We start from the raw sequence: 15,103 nt of genomic DNA on the forward strand, positions 1-15,103 counted from the left end.
ATGTGTGAGCGCTCGCGCCGCGCGGGCCGCCCGCGCTCAGTCGTCGTCGTTCGTGCCGCAGGGCTTCAGCGCGGCCTCGACGTCCGCCGGCAGCCTCGGGCACGCGTCGGGCCGGAGGAGCGGCTGGCAGCCCTCCCACGAGTCGGCTTCGTCGCAGACGAGCATGTCCTCGAGGCAGTCGTTGTACTCGCGGTGCTGGTCGACGAAGCACTCGAGCGACTTCTTGGAGGCCTTCTTGTCGACGGCGAGGGCGTCCTCGAGGCACTCGCGGTCGAACGGGCTGAGGAAGGAGCCGAACTGCGCCTCGCAGGCGGCGCGGTCGGGGAACACGTTGGTGCAGTCGCAGATGAGGTCGATCGACTTCTCCGACTCGGCGTCCATCTGGTTCAGCAGGGAGTTGACCGAACAGCCGGGGGCGAGCGCGACGAACAGGGCGAGCGTGGAGGCGCGGCGCTTCATGCCGGCATGGTAGGCGACGGGACCGGGCGATGGCGCGCCCTCGCGGGCCGACGCGGCGGGCCCGGGCTTGTTAGGCTGGACGGCGCATGGGCAGCTACCGCCTGACCTGGCGGCCACTCGCGGGCGGCCACCTCGCCATCGGTCACAAGCCAGGACGCGACCTGCGACAGGCGCTGGCGGAGACCGGCTGCACGCACGTGCTGAGCCTGCTGGCCGACCACGAGGCGGGCGTGCCGGCGAGCGGGGTGCAACTGCGGCTGCCGCTGGCCTCGGCCGAGCCGCCAGGGCCGGAGCGCAGCGCGGAGGTGCGGGCCTGCTTCGCCGAATTGCAGGGGCTGCTGGCCGGCGGGGCGAAGATCTACGTCCACTGCTCGGCCGGGCTGCACCGCACGGGCATGGTGGCGCACGGGTTGCTGCGCTACCTGGGCCTGGGGCCCGCGGAGGCGCTGGCGCGCCTGGGGGAGCTGCGCGAGGCGACGGCGCAGGCGGCCACGGAGCCACGGCTGCGCTGGGGCGAGCAGTTCGCGGCGGACGAGCCGGGCTGAGGCGGGGTCGAGCGCCTCGCGGACGTGGGCGCGAGGGCTCGCGGCAGGCTGAGCACGCCGCCATGTCGGCGATGTCGAGGCGCCTGCCAGATAACGGACGCAGGCGAGGCGTGAAGTCCGACCGTCGGCGGACCGGCGTCGAGCGGCTTCGCGGGCTGCGATATCGTGGTGACCGATCGGGCATGTCTTCGGCGACATGCTCGTGAGGACATGCGCATACGGACATGTCAAAGAGGGCATGTCCCTGCGGACATGCTCGCGCTCACGCGTCGCCGAGGTTGAGCGGAATCTTCAAAAAGCTGCGGCCGCTCGGGCCCGGGCTCGGCAGGCGGCCGCCGGCGATGTTGACCTGGACGCTGGGGTAGAGCAGCTTGGGGGCGTCGAGGGTGGCGTCGCGGGCGGTGCGGAAGGCGACGAAGTCGTCCTCCTCGCGGCCGGCGGGCAGCTGGATGTTGTCGGCCTTTTGCTCGCCGACGGTGGTCTGCCAGGCGAGCGGGCGGCCGCCGGGCTGGTAGTCGTGGCACACGAACATGCGCGTGACGTCGGGGAGGGCGTAGAGGCGGCCGGTGATCGAGCGCCACAGGGCGCGCGCGCTGCCGGCCGGGAAGTCGCAGCGGCCGGCGCCGTAGTCGGGCATGAACATGGCGTCGCCGACGAACACGGCGTCGCCGATCCGGTAGCTCATGCAGGCGGGGGTGTGGCCGGGCGTGGCGATGGCCTCGACCTGGAGGGCGCCGACGGCGAAGCGCTCGCCGTCGCCGAGCAGGCGGTCGAACTGGCTGCCGTCGACGGGGAACCCGGGGCCGAGATCGTAGATGTCGCGGAAGACGGCCTGGACCTCGGTGATGGCGGCGCCGATCGCCAGCGGGACGCCCGGGAACCGCCGCTTCAGCACCTGCGAGCCCGACAGGTGGTCGGCGTGGGCATGCGTCTCGAGCAGCATGCCGAGCCGCAGATCGAGGGCGCGGATCCGGGTGGCGATCGCGGTGACCGACTCCTCCCACACCTTCGAGCCGACCGGCTCGTAGTCGAGGACGGGATCGATGACGAGGGCGTCGCGCGTGCGCGGGTCGTACACCAGGTACGAGAGGGTGTTGGTGCGAGCGTCGTAGAAGTGCTCGATCTTCATGGCGAGGGCGCCTCCACGCGGGTGAAGAGGAACATGCCGGCGAGCATGGCGGCGACGAACAGGGCGAGGTCGCCGCTGCCGCCGGCGAGGCCGACGAGGGCCGGGCCGGGGCACAGGCCGACGAGGCCCCAGCCGAGGCCGAACAGGGCGGCGCCGGCGAGCAGCGAGCGGTCGACGCGGCTGCGCTGCGGCAGGTGAAAGCGCGGGGCCAGGAGCGGTCGCCCGCGGCGGAGCACGAGCGGGGCGGCGAGCATGTAGAGGCCGGCGGCGCCGCCGAGCACGAGCATCAAAGCGGGGTCCCAGGCGCCGGCGAGGTCGAGGAAGGCGAGCACGTTTTCGGGCCGCGTCATGCCGGCGAGGCCGAGGCCGAGCGCGAACACGAGGCCCGAGAGCAGCGCGACGAGGACGGTCATGGGATGCCTCCGAGGATCACGGTCGTCCGGAGGATGACGATCGAGCGCGCGGCCTGACCGAAGAGACAGGTGATCGTCCGGGCCGTCACCGGATGCCTCCGAAGCCGAACAGGTAGAAGCACAGGGGGCCCGCGAACACGGCGAGCAGGGTGAGGCTCGGGCCCGCGGCGAGAGCGACGGGGACCATCAGCAGGCCCGGGAGCAGGAGGACGAGCATCATCACGAGGCACCTCCGAGGACGTGGCGGGTCAGAAAGACGGTGACGAAGGCGACCGTCATGAAGGTGAGGACGGCGGCGAGCGAGCGCGGCGAGCGGCGGCCGAGGCCGCACACGCCGTGGCCGGAGGTGCAGCCGCCGCCGAGGCGGGCGCCGAAGCCGACCAGCAGGCCGGCGAGGGCGATGGTGAGGCCGGAGCCGGGCAGGTCTTTGGGCAATGTCTCGGAGGACAGGACCCGAAGGACAGCTCCGCCGGCGAGCAGGCCGAGCACGAAGGCGAGGCGCCAGGCGAGATCGCCCGCGCGAGGGCGGAGCGCGCCGCCGACGATGCCGCTGACGCCGGCGATCCGGCCGGCGCCGGCGAGCAGGAGGACCGCGGCGGCGCCGATCATGAGGCCGCCGAGGAGGGCGAGGAGCAGGGGAGAGCTGGCCATGCGTCACGTCGGCGCCGCGGCGCCCGGGCCGACGTGGGCCCGCCTCCGAGCCTACGCGATGGGGACGCGCGGCCGTGCGTGTCGCACCCGCGACCGGCGTGCGCCGACGCGCGTCGCTCGGCCGGCGAAGATGGCCTACGATGGCGATCCCCATGAAGCTGCTGCTGCGCCTGCTGTTGTTGCTGGTCCTCGGGCTCGGGCTGTTCGCGGCGTATCTGGCGGTGGCGCCGGCTCCGATCGATCCGCTGGCGTGGGAGCCGCCGCCGGTGCCGGCGATGTCCGGGCCGCTGGCGCCGAACGAGCGCCTGGCCGGGGCGACGCTGCTGGCCGCGGGCAAGATCGACGGGCCCGAAGACGTCGAGACCGACGCCGCGGGCCGCGTGTACGGGGGCACCAACGCGGGCGAGGTGCTGCGGCTCGACGGCGACGCGCTCGAGGTGTTCGCCAACACCGGCGGTCGGCCGCTCGGCCTCGAGTTCGCGCCGTCGGGCGCGCTGATCGTCGCCGACGCGAAGAAGGGCCTGCTGTCGATCGACGCCGACGGGCAGGTGTCGACGCTGGTCGACACGGTCGACGGGGTGCGGCTCGGCTTCACCGACGACGTGGCGGTCGCCGCCGACGGGACGATCTTCTTCACCGACGCGAGCGACAAGTTCGGCTTCGGCGATCACATGCTCGACCTGCTCGAGGCGCGGCCGCACGGGCGCCTCATCAAGTACGACCCGCTGACCAAGACCTCGACGGTGCTGGCCAAGGACCTCTACTTCGCCAACGGGGTGGCGCTCAGCGGCGACGAGTCGTTCCTCGCGGTCAACGAGACGTACCGCTACCGGATCAGCCGCCACTGGCTCAAGGGCCCCAAGGCCGGCACCACCGACGTGCTGATCGAGGGCCTGCCCGGCTTCCCCGACGGGGTGGCCCAGAGCGGTCGCGGGACGTTTTGGATCGCGATGTTCACGGTGCGCAACGCGGCCGGCGATTTCCTGGCGCCGCGGCCGTTCCTCAAGCGCATGGTCGCCAACCTGCCGCGCGCGCTGTGGCCGAAGCCGGAGCCGTACGGGCTGGCGATCGAGATCGACGAGGACGGCAAGGTGCTGCAGAGCCTGCACGACACGGCGGGCGCGTCGGTCTATCAGGTGACGAGCGTGCACGAGCGCGACGGGGCGCTGTACCTCGGGCACCTGCACCGCGACCGGATCTCGAAGGTCGCGCTGTAGCTCGCGGGCGGCGACCGGGCGCCGGCTCACGGCGCAGCTCGGTCGCGGCGTCCGCGAGCACGCGAGCGGCGAGCTCGGTCGCGGCGTCCGCGAGCACGCGAGCGGCGAGCTCGGTCGCGGCGTCCGCGAGCACGCGAGCGGCGAGCTCGGCGGTCGGTGCTCGTGGACCGGCGCCCCCGGGCGGCCGCGCCGTCGCAGCGGCCGGACCGATCGGACATGCCGGAGAGGACATGTCGCGGAGGACAGGTTGCGGCAGCGGGCTCGGCCATGGCCGGCTGTCCGCTGCAGGCCGTGCGAGCGTGCTATCGGCGCGAGTCGAGGCGGAGCGGACGAGGGGGCGCGCCGACGCGAGGAAATGCGAGGCATCGCGGCGGCCCGGGCGGCGGGTCGGGCCGACCCGTGCCAGCCTTGGCGCGTGACCCCGAGACGCTGCTCGTCCGTCCTGCTACTTGTTGCCGCCTGGTCCTGTGCGGCGCTGGCGAGCCCGCGGGCGCTCGCCGCCGACGGCCTGTCCGGCGTGGGGGGGCGCGTCGACACGCTGGTGAACAAGCAGGAGGGCCTGCGCGCGACCGGGGTGTACCTGCACCTGTCGCCGGCGCTCGGCTTCGACGTGCGCGCGCCGAGCTTTCGCGTGTACGGCTGGGGCGTCGGCGTGGGCCGCTACTGGACCCTGCGCAAGCGGCTGGCGCTGGCCTTCGGCGGCTTCTTCGAGCACTTGCTGTGGGTCAATACGATGAGCTCCGGGGCCAGCTGGAGCCCGAGCACGCTCAACTTCGTGCGCTTCGGCCCGGAGCTGCGGGTCGGCGCCAGCAACGAGCGGGTGTTCGCCTACGGGCTGGCCCGCGTGGGCCTCGATCTGTCGATCTCGACGCCGGCGGCTTCGGTGGCGCGCATGTTCCTCGCCGAGGCCGGCGTCGGCCTGCAGGGCGCGCCGGGCAAGGGGCGGCGGCTGCTGCTCGGGGTCGAGCCGACGTTCGACGTGTCGGTGCCGAACCCGTGGCTGCTGTTTCGCGTGCGGGCGATCGTCGGCGTGCGCTTCTGACAGCGAGTGCGTGACGGCTCGATCCGCCGCTCCTGGATCGAGGTCGACCTCCGCCACGCCCCGCCGACGAAGCGGCCTTTCGACTCGCATCGGCCCACGTGAAATTGCTGCGAGATCGCCGGGCCGCGGGCGCGATCATTCGCCGAACCAAAACTCGCACGCGTGCGATTCGCCGGCGCGCTCGGGGGTGAAGCCGAGGACCGCGGCGAAGGCTTCGCCGCGCCAGGACGGCCACACGGCGGCGGCCCATCCGTCGTCGACGGCGAACAGCGCGAGGCCGGCGGAGAAGTCGGAGGACGCGTCGAACTCCTCGTCGAGCTGCTCGTGGGTGAAGCGCAGGTCGGCGACGATCCATTCGGCGCCGCCGAACCAGCGGCCGCTCGCCCGGGCGTTCCAGGTGCCGAGCAGCGGGGCGAACACCGGCAGGCGCGCGAGCCGGCGCGCATCGGTGAGCACGCCGGGCGGCGGCGCATCGAGCTCGGCGAGGGCGCAGTGCGGGGGAGGCCGGGGCCAGGTGTCGAGCGGCCCGAGGCCGAAGGCCCGGCGCGCGCCGTCCAGCGGCTGCGCGGGCGGCTGACGCCCGATCAGGGCCGAGAACGCGGCGAGGCAGGTGGCGAAGGGCCGCACCGCGAAGGTGGCGGCGAGCGGGGCAGGGTCGAGGGTCGTCATGGCGATCTTCGCGGGCCGCGGGTCGGCCGCGTCCCCTGCAATGCTCGCAGGCGGGCGGTCGCATCGGTGCGAGCCATGATTGCAGATCTGCGACGGGCCCGTCCTGCTCGCTGGGCGATCACGGGCGGACGGACCGCCGCGATTGTCGTCTGCCGCTCGCTGGACGGGGTATTGCCTGCGGCCATAGTTGCGGGACGAGGTGACCATGATGTTGCAGATGTTGCTGAGTGCATTGTTGACAGTGCTGGCGGGGCCCGCCGACGAGGTGGCGGCCGAGCCCGAGGCGGCGGCCGAGCCCGGCGAGGCGCTCTCGGAGGCGCCGAACGCGACGCGCACGTGGGAGTGCGTGGTCGGGGACGAGGACGGCGCGGTCTCGACGTTCGGCGAGGGCGAGGTCCAGATCTACTGTCTGGCCTACTGTGAGGGGTTCGAGGAGTACCGGCGCGCGTGGCGGTACCCGGTCGATCCGGTCGACAAGCCGTCCGGATGGTGCCGCAGCAAGGCGAATCGATACTGCCACCGCTACAACCTCGACTACGGCGATTCTTGCTACGGCGAGAATTATTGACGGGAGTCGCCCGGGCGGCCGTCAGGGCGTGCCGCCCTGGCGGGCGACTGTCATGATATGTCCTCGAGGACATGCAGCCGGGGTCGGTGCGCGCCCGGGTGAGGATGTCCTTCGGGACATCTTTTTTTCATCGGGGCGCTGCGACGGCGCCGGGTTGAGATGTCCTTCGGGACATTTTTTTGCGAGCGGGGCGCTGCGACGGCGCGGGCTGGATGTCCTTCGGGATGTCTTTTGCGATCGGACGCTGCGACGGCGCAGGCTGGATGACCCGGAGGACATGTCTTGACGCACCCGGGCGGCGTCAGGGCGAGGACGGCGTCGCGCTCACGACGAGGCGGCGCATGTCGTCGCCGAAGGCGGCGTGGAGGCGGGCCTCGAGGGTCGGGCCGGGCGGCAGGGCGATCTCGAGGGTCTCGTCGAGGCCGGCGAAGCCGCACGCTTCGCCCCTGCCCGAGTGGTAGCGGAGGTTGACGGCGAGGGCGAGCTCGGCGGACGCGTCGGACGGGCGCGGGGCGAGCACGAGGGTGTGGCAGCGCGCACCGGGCCGGACCGGGCAGCTCGCTTGCAGGTGGCTGACGGCGTCGAAGAGCCGGGCCGCGCGCGGGGCGGCGCGCCGCAGCTCGGCGTCGGTCGGGTACTCGGTGTGCGCGCGCGGGCCGGGGCGGTTGCGCAGCGAGCGGCCGAGGAGCCCGAGCGAGGCGATGCCGACGACGACGCCGCTGACGACGCCGACGACGTGAAGCGCCGACTCGACGGCGCCCGGCCCGACGGTGCGAGAGCCTGGCAGCCGCTCGCCGAACACCGCGGCGAGCTGCGGCAGGTCGGCCGGCTGCAGCGCGACGCGCTTTTGGGCCTGGGCGGCGAGCAGCGGCGAAGCGCCCGATGGGTCGGCGGTGGTCGGGCCCGTGGACGTGTCGCGCATCGCGTCGGTGGTCGGGCCGATGGACGGGTCGCCCTTCGGTTCGGTGGTCGGGCCGCCCTTCGCATCGGCGGGGGTCGAGCCTGGCGGTGCGTGATTCGTGGTAGCGACGGCGGCCGACGAATCACTGGTCGCGTCGGCGGGGGTCGGGCCCGGGGGGGTCGCGTTCGTCGGCGTGGGTTCGCCGGCAGCGTTCGGCGTGGCGCCGAACGGGCGATCGCTGCGCAGGGTGAAGCTCGCGGTGAAGTAGTCGAGCGGGATGGTGTTCGAGTCGTGGGTGATCCGCAGCAAGACGAACCGCTGCAGCTCGGGGGCGTCGTCGCCGAGGGCGGCGACGAGCTGCGCGTGCGGGACGGCGGCGACGTGGACGGCGGGGTCGAGCGCTTCGCGGATGACCTTTGCGACCTGTCCTTCGGGGAAGGCGCCCTCGCGCGCGCCGCAGATCGCCTCGCCGTAGTGGTGCCCGCGTTCGAGCTGCGCGAGCGAGGGGCCGCAGGCGAGCGCGGGGACGAGGGCGAGCGAGGTGGCGCGGCGCAGCATGGCGATCACCTGGCCTTGAAGATCCGGATCAGGTCCATGCCGAACATCAGCCGCAGCTCGTGGCGGGGGCCGGTCGGGAGGTCGAGGTATTGATGGGCGATCTCGGGCACGAGGCCGAGGCGGCCGACGTCGAGCAGCAGCGAGGTGCGCACGCCCAGGACGAGCTGGCGCTCGGCGGCGCCGACGACGAGCGCCGGGACGACCGCGATGCCGGCGTCGTCCTTGCCGATGAAGCCGAGGCCGAGGCCGGCGAGCAGGAGGTGCTCGCGGGTGAATTTGCCGGCGCCGAGGCTGTAGCCGATCGTGGGGAACAGAGCGGCCTGGTTGCGGCCGCGATGGAGGCCGGCGCGGGCGAACAGGAGGCCGTCGAGGGCGAAGTGGGCGGTGTCGCTGCGCTGGCCGGCGAGCCGCGCGCCGAGGCCGAGGCCGAGCCGGAAGCCGAGCGAGACGCGCCGCCTGGAGAGGCCGTAGTAGGGCCGGCGCGGGGCTTCGGTGAGGGTGACCCGAGGGACAGGTCGCGGCTCGGGCAGGTCGATGCGCGCGGGCGCAGCGGGCGAGGGGTCGGCCGGTGCAGCCGCGACGACGACGGCCAGGAGCTGCGCCGCGAACATGCGGCGACACTACCACGGCGGGTCGCGGCCGGCGCCGCCGGTCGCCGGCTCAGCGGGCGGGCAGCTGGGCGGCGGGGGTCGGGCTCGACCTGGGGCGGCGCACCGATGGCAGACGATCGGCGGCGAGCCAGCGCCGGAGGTACTTGGCCATCAGCAGGCGATCGATCGGGGGGAACTCGATGTCGCTGCCCGACAGCGCCCAGGCGGCGTTGGCGACGTCATAGACCGGCGTGTCCTCGTGGAGCTCCCAGCGGGTCAGCTCGTCCTTGTAGACGCGCTCGGACAGCATCGGCAGCAGCGGATAGAGCGGGTTGTCGCGCTCGCGGCAGTCCTGGATCACGCGGTCCAGCCATTGATGGTAGGGCCAGCGCGACAGGCGGTAGCCGAAGCTGGCGACCAGGGCGAAGAAATCATTGATGTCGACCGAGAGCCGCGGGTCGCTCGGGAGCAAATGGTGGGCGCGGTTTTGATGCCCAGGCTGGCCGGCGATATGCAGGATCGCGCGGCTCACCTGATCGACCGGCACGAACTCCATGCGCTGACGCGGGAGGTCCGGGAAGGCGCCGAGCTGGATCGCGCCGCGCACCAGGCGGCCCATGAAGTCCTCGGGGTTGCCGGCGCCGGTCCGGCTGTCGCCGACGACGAGCCCGGGGCGGTACACCGTGACCGGCAGGCCCGCGCGCGCGGCCTCCCACACCATCGCCTCGGCGACCCACTTGCTGGCGGCGTGGCCGAAATCGAAGCTCAGGAGCTGCAGGTAGTCGTCGAGGTCGTCGTCCTCGTGCACGCGCGCGGCGCCACCGAAGAAGCCGCTCGGCCCGAACACGGCGATCGAGGACACGTGGTGCAGCGGCTTGGGCACGCCGGTGGCGGCCAGGCGCAGCACCTCGGCGGTGCCGCCGACGTTGGTCGCGCGGTGGCTCAGGTAGGGCTCGACGAAGTTGAGGTGGTCGCCGGCGTGGAACACGGCGTCGACGGTGTAGGCGAGCGCCTCGAAGCTGGCGGCGTCGAGGCCGAAGCGCGGCCGCCGGAGGTCGCCGGGCACGACGCGGATCCGCCGGGCGAACGACTCGTGCCACAGGCCGTAGCGGGCGAGGGCCTGGCGCAGTCGCAGCATTCCGACCTGCAGGTTGTCGCCGCGCACCAGACAATGCACACAGGCGGTGGTGGTGGTGAGCAGGTCCCGCAGCATGAACGAGCCGAGGAAGCCGGTCGCGCCGGTGAGGAACACCTCGCCGGTCCGCCAGGCGTCGACCGCCGCGCGGGCCCGTTCGGCGGTGCCCGCGAGCGTGGCGCGGATGTCGGCCGGCAGGCGCGCGTCGGCCAGCCAGCGCTCGGGACCCGTGCCGCTCAGCGCGTCCTCGCCGCGCTGCGCCCGCTGCACCACCGCCGCGCACGCGCGCAGCGTGCGGGCCTCGTAGAGCGCGTGGACCGGGAACTGGACCCGGTAGGCCGCGGCGATGGCGAGGACCAGGCGCGCGGCCTTGAGCGAGTCGCCGCCGAGGTCGAAGAAATCGTCGTCGGGCAGGACCACGGCGACCCCGAGAGCCTCGGCCCACAGCGTCGCCAATTGCGCCGCGAGCGGGTCGTAGGTGGCCGCGATCATCGCCGTGGAGCTGAACATGCCCGACTGCGGCTGACCCTCGACGAGGGCCCGGCGATCGACCGCGCCGGCCGCGTCGAGCGGGAGCGCGTCGAGCAGGACGAACCGCGAGGGCTGCGGGCAGCCCGGGAGCTCGGCCTGCAAGCGCTCGAGCAGCGCGGTCGGGCGGAAATCGGCGGGCGTGGCCGGGACGAGGTGGGCGACGAGGATCGGGCCGCCGTGGGCCCCGTCGTGGACGGTCACGGCGGCGGCGGCGAGCAGACCGCTGGCGAGCAGCACGGTCTCGATCGCGTCGAGCAGGACGCGAGGGTCGTCGAATTCGAGGCGATCGGAGGCCGAACGCCAGACCGCTTCGATGGAATTATCGCTCGACCTCGTCATCGTCGTCCTCCTCGCGCCGGGGAGCCGGAGCGGCCGTGAAGGTGTTGGCAATGCGCGTCCAGACGCCGCGGGGAGCGGCGGGGGCTGCGCTGATCTTCGAGCTGACTATGATGATACACGTCCGTTTGAATATTGGTAGACACAAATTGCCGTGGCGCGGCGAAACAGCCCTGCCACCGCCACCCCGGTGTGGGTGCGCCGCCCGCGACCGTGCATGGCGATGATTCGTCATTGGCCACACCGGCGCACCCACGCTGTCACAGGCTTCGACCGAGGCCTCTTCCGTGGGACGCGAGGACGATGGACCCCAATCACGCCGGTGCGAGGCGCCCGCGCCGCGCGGACCCCCGGGCGCCGCCGGAGGTGCTGACGCGTGGATTGGTAGAATGTCCCGAAGGACAGGCGACGCGGGCCGCGATTTCGCCCGCGCAATTGAACCTCGACCGGTGACCCCGGTTCAACAGCGGCGCCGCGTGCTGCGATTCGCCGCGAAGAACGATGTGCGTCCGCGGCGAATCGTCGATATCGTATTCACTGCAGGCGGATCAGCCGGATGTCTTCCTCGCCGACGTTGACCCACACGAGCGCGTGGATGTCGGGGAAGTACTCGAGCTTGGTCTCGGTGTTCCAGTTGACCTCGACGGGATAATCACCCGCGATCTCGGCGCGCTCGAGCGTCCAGGTGGCCTCGTCGATCCAGGCCCACAGCATGCCCTCGCCGATGGGATAGAAGTTGGTGAGGTACCGGCCGGTCTCGGCGATGTGGGCGAGGGTGCCGCCGTCGGAGCCGCCCTGCGGATCGAACATCAGCCCCTCGGTCGAAGGGCCGTAGGTGAGCTCCTGGTAGGTGACCTCGCGGGTGTCGAGATCGGTGAGGAGCATGGTGTGCGGCCGGCCGCCCTCGTACACGAGCGAGTGGAGGGCCTGACCGCGCTGATCCTGGGCGGTGCTGAGCGCTCCCCATCCGCCGATCGGGTAGCCGCCCTCCCAGCGGAATTCGCCGCCTCCGGCGAGCACCGACCACGTCTGTGATTGATTGTAGTTCTGCGTGGCCGCGACGTAGTAACGACCCTCGGCGGCGTTCCACCAGCCGTTCATGTTCTCGCCGGTGTAGCCGGTCTCCCCCGAGTAGTCGGCGGCGGCGTCGAACGGGAATTTGGGCAGGGACCAGGTCGCGGTGGCGATGTCGTACTCCCAGTAACGGCGACAACCCATGAGGATCTTGCCGGCGTCGCCGAGCTCGGGGACGAACACGGTCGAACCATAGGTGTGGCGCGAGGTCGGGGTGCGGGTGGAGATGTCCGGGTTTTCGGGGTCGAAGAACTCGTCGCTGTACACGCCCTCGAGGTTGGCAGGGTCGTTCTCGTAGTAGGCGATGGCGGGGTTGAAGTTGGTGAAGCTGGCGCTGTACTCGGCGGGCCACTTGCTGCTGTCGCTGGGCAAGCGCTCGATGCTCCACTTCATGGCCCGTACGTCGAGCTTGTACACGCCGTCGTTGGACGAGCCGTCGTGGCCGCCGCCGACGGTGACCCAGCCGCGCTCGCTGCCCTTGCGCGTGTCCCAGGCCATGCCGACCCAGTCGGCGAGCACGCCGTTCCAATCCTCGTTGCCGCGGTCCTCCCAGCCGGGGATGGCGGCCTTGACCTCGGCGTCGAGGGCGTCGAGCCGGGTGCCGACGACGCGGACCCACCGGTTGAGCGGGACGGTCTGCCACGAGACGCAATTGACGCGGCCGTCGCGGTCGCGCCCGGGGGTCCAGGCGTCGCCGTCGAGGTCGCCGACGTCGTCGCCGAGGCCCCAGGCGCTGTCGACCTCCCCGTCGCAATCGAAGCCGGGCACGCCGGTGGTGCCGGTGGTCGGCTCGGGGCCGGTGGTCGGGGTGTCGGTGGTGGCGGCGCTCGTGGTGGTGCCGGTGGTGCCGGTGGTGCCGGTGGTGCCGGTGGGGAGTGGGTCCGCGGTCTCGCTGCCACCGCTGGTGCTGGCGGTCGAGGTGGCGTCGGTGCTGGCGGTGGTGGCACCACCGCCGCCGTTGCACGCGGCCGTCAATCCGAGGACCAGGCTCCACGCGCGTCGCGATGTTTCATGGTTCATGGCCCGACTGTCCCGCAGGCAGGCGGAGATCGGGCGCGGCGAGGATGTTGGCCGGCGCGGGGGCCCGGGGCCTCGCGGACGATGGTGGTGGCACGATTGCGCCCGGCCGCAAGCGGCGGCGAATCGACGGCGCGAATGTAAGCACCGGGCATGGCCCGCGAATTGGGGCGTGACGGGTGCGGGGCGGGTGCTGCCGCAATTCCCGAGGGGGGTCGGGCGCGGGCGCATGCGTTCGCGGGGCGGAGGCGAACCCTGGCGCGGGGGCATCACAATGGGTGGAGGATCGACGGCGAGGCGAGCGCGGCGGTCGGCGCGATATCGAGGATTCGCTGTGATCGTCTCGCGCTCGCGCGTGGCGCCGGGTTGTGGGCAGGCGCACCGCGGCTAGCCTGATCGGATGGATCCGGGGCGCGCGTGCGGGCTCGCAGCGCGGCCGGCGGCGAGGTCGAAACATGCGGCGTCTCATCTTCTCGCGAGGGCACTCGAGCATGGGCTGCAGGGCGAGGCGGCTGGCGCTCGCGGCGTCGCTGGCGACGGGCTGTCCGGCGGGGGAAGGCGAGGGGCTGGCGCCCGCGGGCAGGAGCTCGCCCGAGGCGCTCGAGGATCCGCTGGCCGGGCTCGACAACGACGGGTTTCGCGACCGGGTGATCGGATTCGTGCGCCAGGTGGCCGAGGGTGAGCCGGAGGCCGGATGCAGCGTGCCGTGGGTGGCCTCGCAGCCGCTGTGGGTGACCGTGAAGATGTTCTACGGCGGCGCGGCGGTGGGGCGCGGGACTTCCATCGGCGCCGCGCTGTGCCCGGCGCTGGCGGAGGCGACCGTGCGGGCGATCGCGGCGGCGGGGCCGGAGGCGAAGCACGTGGTCCAGGCCCGCTTCGTCGTCGAGCTCACCGATCGCCGCTACGACATGGTCGAGTACGCGGGCGGAGGCATCGAGCTGGTGCACGGGCTCGTGCCCGTGCGGATGCTCGATCGAGCGATGGTGGCGGCGCGCATCGACGAGGGCCGGGAATACCTGGTGCGCGTCACCGATCCGGCGCTCGGGGGGGTTCACAAATACTACGATGCGCCGACCGACAAATTCGAGCGCCGGTTGCACACCATCTATACGGCGTCGACGATCTTCACCTGGCTGGCGCTGGCGGACGAGGGGCTGCAGGCGCCGATCGATCGCGCGGCGGGGTTCTTGCTGGCGATGCAGAGCGTGGCGCCGGGGCAGCCGAGCCACGGCGCGTTCTATTATTCGCTGGACCTGAACCTCGACGAGGCGGATCCGAGGTTCGTGGTCGGGACCGCGGCGAAATCGATCTTCAGCCTGATCGAGCTGCACGCGCGCACCGGTCGGGAGGAGTTCATGGCGGCGGCGCGGCTGGCGGGGGACTGGCTGCTGACGATGCAACGACCCGACGGCAGCGTGCGCCCGGAGCTGCGCCGGCTGCCGGACGGGACCTGGAAGGTGACCGAGAAGGCTTCGATCCTTTACACGGGGCAGGTGCTGTCGGCGCTGTCGCGCCTGCACACGGCCACGGGCGAGGCGAGCTACCTCGAGGCGGCGGCGCTCACGGCCGGACACCTGGCAGGCAAGGTCGAGGCCGAGGGCTGTTATCTCGGCGACGACTATCGCACGCCCAACCCGATCTCGAGCTCGTGGGCGATCCTGGCGCTCTTCGACTTCGCGCGCGCCAGCGGCGACGAGGCGCGGCGCGAGCAGGCGTTCGCGTGCGCGGACGAGCTGCTGGCGCGGCAGATCGTCGAGCCCGGGGATGTCTATCGCCACGGCCGCTGGCCCGATTCGCTGTCGAGCAGCGGCGCGGGCTGGCTGGCCGAGGTGCTGGCGACGCTGCACGGCGATTGCCGCGAGGACGAGGCCGAACGACGCGACCGGCTCGCCGCCGCGGTGATCTTGCTGCTGCGCCAGTTGATGCAGTCGACGTACTCGCCGGCCAACGCGTTCGTGGCCCGGGACCCGGCGATGGCCACGGGCGGGCTGTTCTGGACCACGCAAGACCGCTACGTCCGCACCGACTCGGTCTGTCACGCGATGAACGCCTACGCCATGATGATCGAGGCGCTGCCGGCCGGGCCGCTGATCGAGCTGCCCGAGCCGCCGCTGGCGGAGCGCCTGGGGCTCGCGGACCGGGCGCGGCGGTGGCCGGGCGGCGAGGACGAGGACGGCGTGGGCGGGCCCGGCGAGCTCGACGAGCCCGACGCCGACGACGAGCCCGGCGCGTGACGGCCCTCCCGCCGCCGGGGCGGGAGGACGCGCG

The 15,103-nt window shown here is 72.6% G+C and carries 15 protein-coding genes; 5 read left to right on the forward strand and 10 right to left on the reverse strand.

The window, feature by feature from the left end:
- Positions 1 to 36: 36 nt before the first annotated feature.
- Positions 37 to 459, reverse strand: coding sequence for a hypothetical protein (locus POL25_RS38460; RefSeq protein WP_272091376.1), 423 nt, complete (start codon positions 457 to 459; stop codon positions 37 to 39).
- An 86-nt stretch (positions 460 to 545) separates the two neighbouring features.
- Here POL25_RS38460 and POL25_RS38465 point away from each other — a divergent pair, with 86 nt between their 5' ends.
- Complete coding sequence (locus POL25_RS38465; protein WP_272091377.1) at positions 546 to 1,004, forward strand: protein-tyrosine phosphatase family protein; 459 nt, start codon at positions 546 to 548, stop codon at positions 1,002 to 1,004.
- A 262-nt stretch (positions 1,005 to 1,266) separates the two neighbouring features.
- Here the strand turns inward: POL25_RS38465 and POL25_RS38470 are convergent, their stop codons facing one another.
- From POL25_RS38470 to POL25_RS38485, 4 genes are all read right to left on the reverse strand, one after another.
- Entirely contained in the window at positions 1,267 to 2,133 is an 867-nt protein-coding gene (locus POL25_RS38470) for an MBL fold metallo-hydrolase (RefSeq protein ID WP_272091378.1), read from the reverse strand.
- A complete protein-coding gene (locus POL25_RS38475) occupies positions 2,130 to 2,546 on the reverse strand; it encodes a DUF6691 family protein (protein ID WP_272091379.1) in 417 nt (138 codons plus the stop codon). Before POL25_RS38475 ends, POL25_RS38470 begins: the two co-directional genes overlap by 4 nt.
- A gap of 85 nt (positions 2,547 to 2,631) precedes the next feature.
- Positions 2,632 to 2,766, reverse strand: a complete 135-nt coding sequence (locus POL25_RS38480; RefSeq protein WP_272091380.1) for a hypothetical protein — start codon at positions 2,764 to 2,766, stop codon at positions 2,632 to 2,634.
- A complete protein-coding gene (locus POL25_RS38485; protein ID WP_272091381.1) occupies positions 2,766 to 3,197 on the reverse strand; it encodes a YeeE/YedE family protein in 432 nt (143 codons plus the stop codon). The genes POL25_RS38480 and POL25_RS38485 overlap by 1 nt, the downstream gene beginning before the upstream one ends.
- 152 nt (positions 3,198 to 3,349) lie before the next feature.
- Here POL25_RS38485 and POL25_RS38490 point away from each other — a divergent pair, with 152 nt between their 5' ends.
- Positions 3,350 to 4,414, forward strand: coding sequence for an SMP-30/gluconolactonase/LRE family protein (locus tag POL25_RS38490; RefSeq protein WP_373372145.1), 1,065 nt, complete (start codon positions 3,350 to 3,352; stop codon positions 4,412 to 4,414).
- Positions 4,415 to 4,829: 415 nt separating this feature from the next.
- A complete protein-coding gene (locus POL25_RS38495) occupies positions 4,830 to 5,456 on the forward strand; it encodes a hypothetical protein (RefSeq protein WP_272091383.1) in 627 nt (208 codons plus the stop codon).
- A gap of 135 nt (positions 5,457 to 5,591) precedes the next feature.
- Here POL25_RS38495 and POL25_RS38500 read toward each other — a convergent pair whose 3' ends face one another.
- Complete coding sequence (locus POL25_RS38500) at positions 5,592 to 6,125, reverse strand: hypothetical protein (RefSeq protein WP_272091384.1); 534 nt, start codon at positions 6,123 to 6,125, stop codon at positions 5,592 to 5,594.
- Between the two features lie 217 nt (positions 6,126 to 6,342).
- Between POL25_RS38500 and POL25_RS38505 the strand changes: the two genes are divergently transcribed.
- Entirely contained in the window at positions 6,343 to 6,693 is a 351-nt protein-coding gene (locus POL25_RS38505; protein ID WP_272091385.1) for a hypothetical protein, read from the forward strand.
- Between the two features lie 301 nt (positions 6,694 to 6,994).
- On the opposite strand, the gene POL25_RS38510 is transcribed toward POL25_RS38505, so the two are convergent.
- The 4 genes from POL25_RS38510 to POL25_RS38525 all read right to left on the reverse strand — a co-directional run bounded on the left by POL25_RS38510 (position 6,995) and on the right by POL25_RS38525 (position 12,838).
- Positions 6,995 to 8,152, reverse strand: a complete 1,158-nt coding sequence (locus tag POL25_RS38510; protein ID WP_272091386.1) for an RAD23 family protein — start codon at positions 8,150 to 8,152, stop codon at positions 6,995 to 6,997.
- 5 nt (positions 8,153 to 8,157) lie between these two features.
- Positions 8,158 to 8,763 (reverse strand): hypothetical protein, encoded by a 606-nt coding sequence (locus tag POL25_RS38515; RefSeq protein WP_272091387.1) that lies wholly within the window; start codon positions 8,761 to 8,763, stop codon positions 8,158 to 8,160.
- A 49-nt stretch (positions 8,764 to 8,812) separates the two neighbouring features.
- Entirely contained in the window at positions 8,813 to 10,747 is a 1,935-nt protein-coding gene (locus POL25_RS38520; protein ID WP_272091388.1) for an SDR family oxidoreductase, read from the reverse strand.
- 531 nt (positions 10,748 to 11,278) lie between these two features.
- Entirely contained in the window at positions 11,279 to 12,838 is a 1,560-nt protein-coding gene (locus POL25_RS38525; RefSeq protein WP_272091389.1) for a hypothetical protein, read from the reverse strand.
- 452 nt (positions 12,839 to 13,290) lie between these two features.
- Here POL25_RS38525 and POL25_RS38530 point away from each other — a divergent pair, with 452 nt between their 5' ends.
- The gene (locus POL25_RS38530) at positions 13,291 to 15,069 is read left to right on the forward strand and encodes a glycoside hydrolase family protein (protein ID WP_272091390.1); all 1,779 of its coding nucleotides are present in this window, start codon (positions 13,291 to 13,293) and stop codon (positions 15,067 to 15,069) included.
- Positions 15,070 to 15,103: the final 34 nt, after the last annotated feature.

It is taken from the genome of Nannocystis bainbridge, from assembly GCF_028368995.1.
GTDB lineage: Bacteria > Myxococcota_A > Polyangia > Nannocystales > Nannocystaceae > Nannocystis > Nannocystis bainbridge.

Coding starts and splice junctions, on each gene's coding strand:
- POL25_RS38460 (WP_272091376.1), bottom strand. CDS start 459: ATGAAGCGCCGCGCCTCCACGCTCGCCCTGTTCGTCGCGCTCGCCCCC.
- POL25_RS38465 (WP_272091377.1), top strand. CDS start 546: ATGGGCAGCTACCGCCTGACCTGGCGGCCACTCGCGGGCGGCCACCTC.
- POL25_RS38470 (WP_272091378.1), bottom strand. CDS start 2,133: ATGAAGATCGAGCACTTCTACGACGCTCGCACCAACACCCTCTCGTAC.
- POL25_RS38475 (WP_272091379.1), bottom strand. CDS start 2,546: ATGACCGTCCTCGTCGCGCTGCTCTCGGGCCTCGTGTTCGCGCTCGGC.
- POL25_RS38480 (WP_272091380.1), bottom strand. CDS start 2,766: ATGATGCTCGTCCTCCTGCTCCCGGGCCTGCTGATGGTCCCCGTCGCT.
- POL25_RS38485 (WP_272091381.1), bottom strand. CDS start 3,197: ATGGCCAGCTCTCCCCTGCTCCTCGCCCTCCTCGGCGGCCTCATGATC.
- POL25_RS38490 (WP_373372145.1), top strand. CDS start 3,350: ATGAAGCTGCTGCTGCGCCTGCTGTTGTTGCTGGTCCTCGGGCTCGGG.
- POL25_RS38500 (WP_272091384.1), bottom strand. CDS start 6,125: ATGACGACCCTCGACCCTGCCCCGCTCGCCGCCACCTTCGCGGTGCGG.
- POL25_RS38505 (WP_272091385.1), top strand. CDS start 6,343: ATGTTGCTGAGTGCATTGTTGACAGTGCTGGCGGGGCCCGCCGACGAG.
- POL25_RS38510 (WP_272091386.1), bottom strand. CDS start 8,152: ATGCTGCGCCGCGCCACCTCGCTCGCCCTCGTCCCCGCGCTCGCCTGC.
- POL25_RS38515 (WP_272091387.1), bottom strand. CDS start 8,763: ATGTTCGCGGCGCAGCTCCTGGCCGTCGTCGTCGCGGCTGCACCGGCC.
- POL25_RS38520 (WP_272091388.1), bottom strand. CDS start 10,747: ATGACGAGGTCGAGCGATAATTCCATCGAAGCGGTCTGGCGTTCGGCC.
- POL25_RS38525 (WP_272091389.1), bottom strand. CDS start 12,838: ATGAACCATGAAACATCGCGACGCGCGTGGAGCCTGGTCCTCGGATTG.
- POL25_RS38530 (WP_272091390.1), top strand. CDS start 13,291: ATGCGGCGTCTCATCTTCTCGCGAGGGCACTCGAGCATGGGCTGCAGG.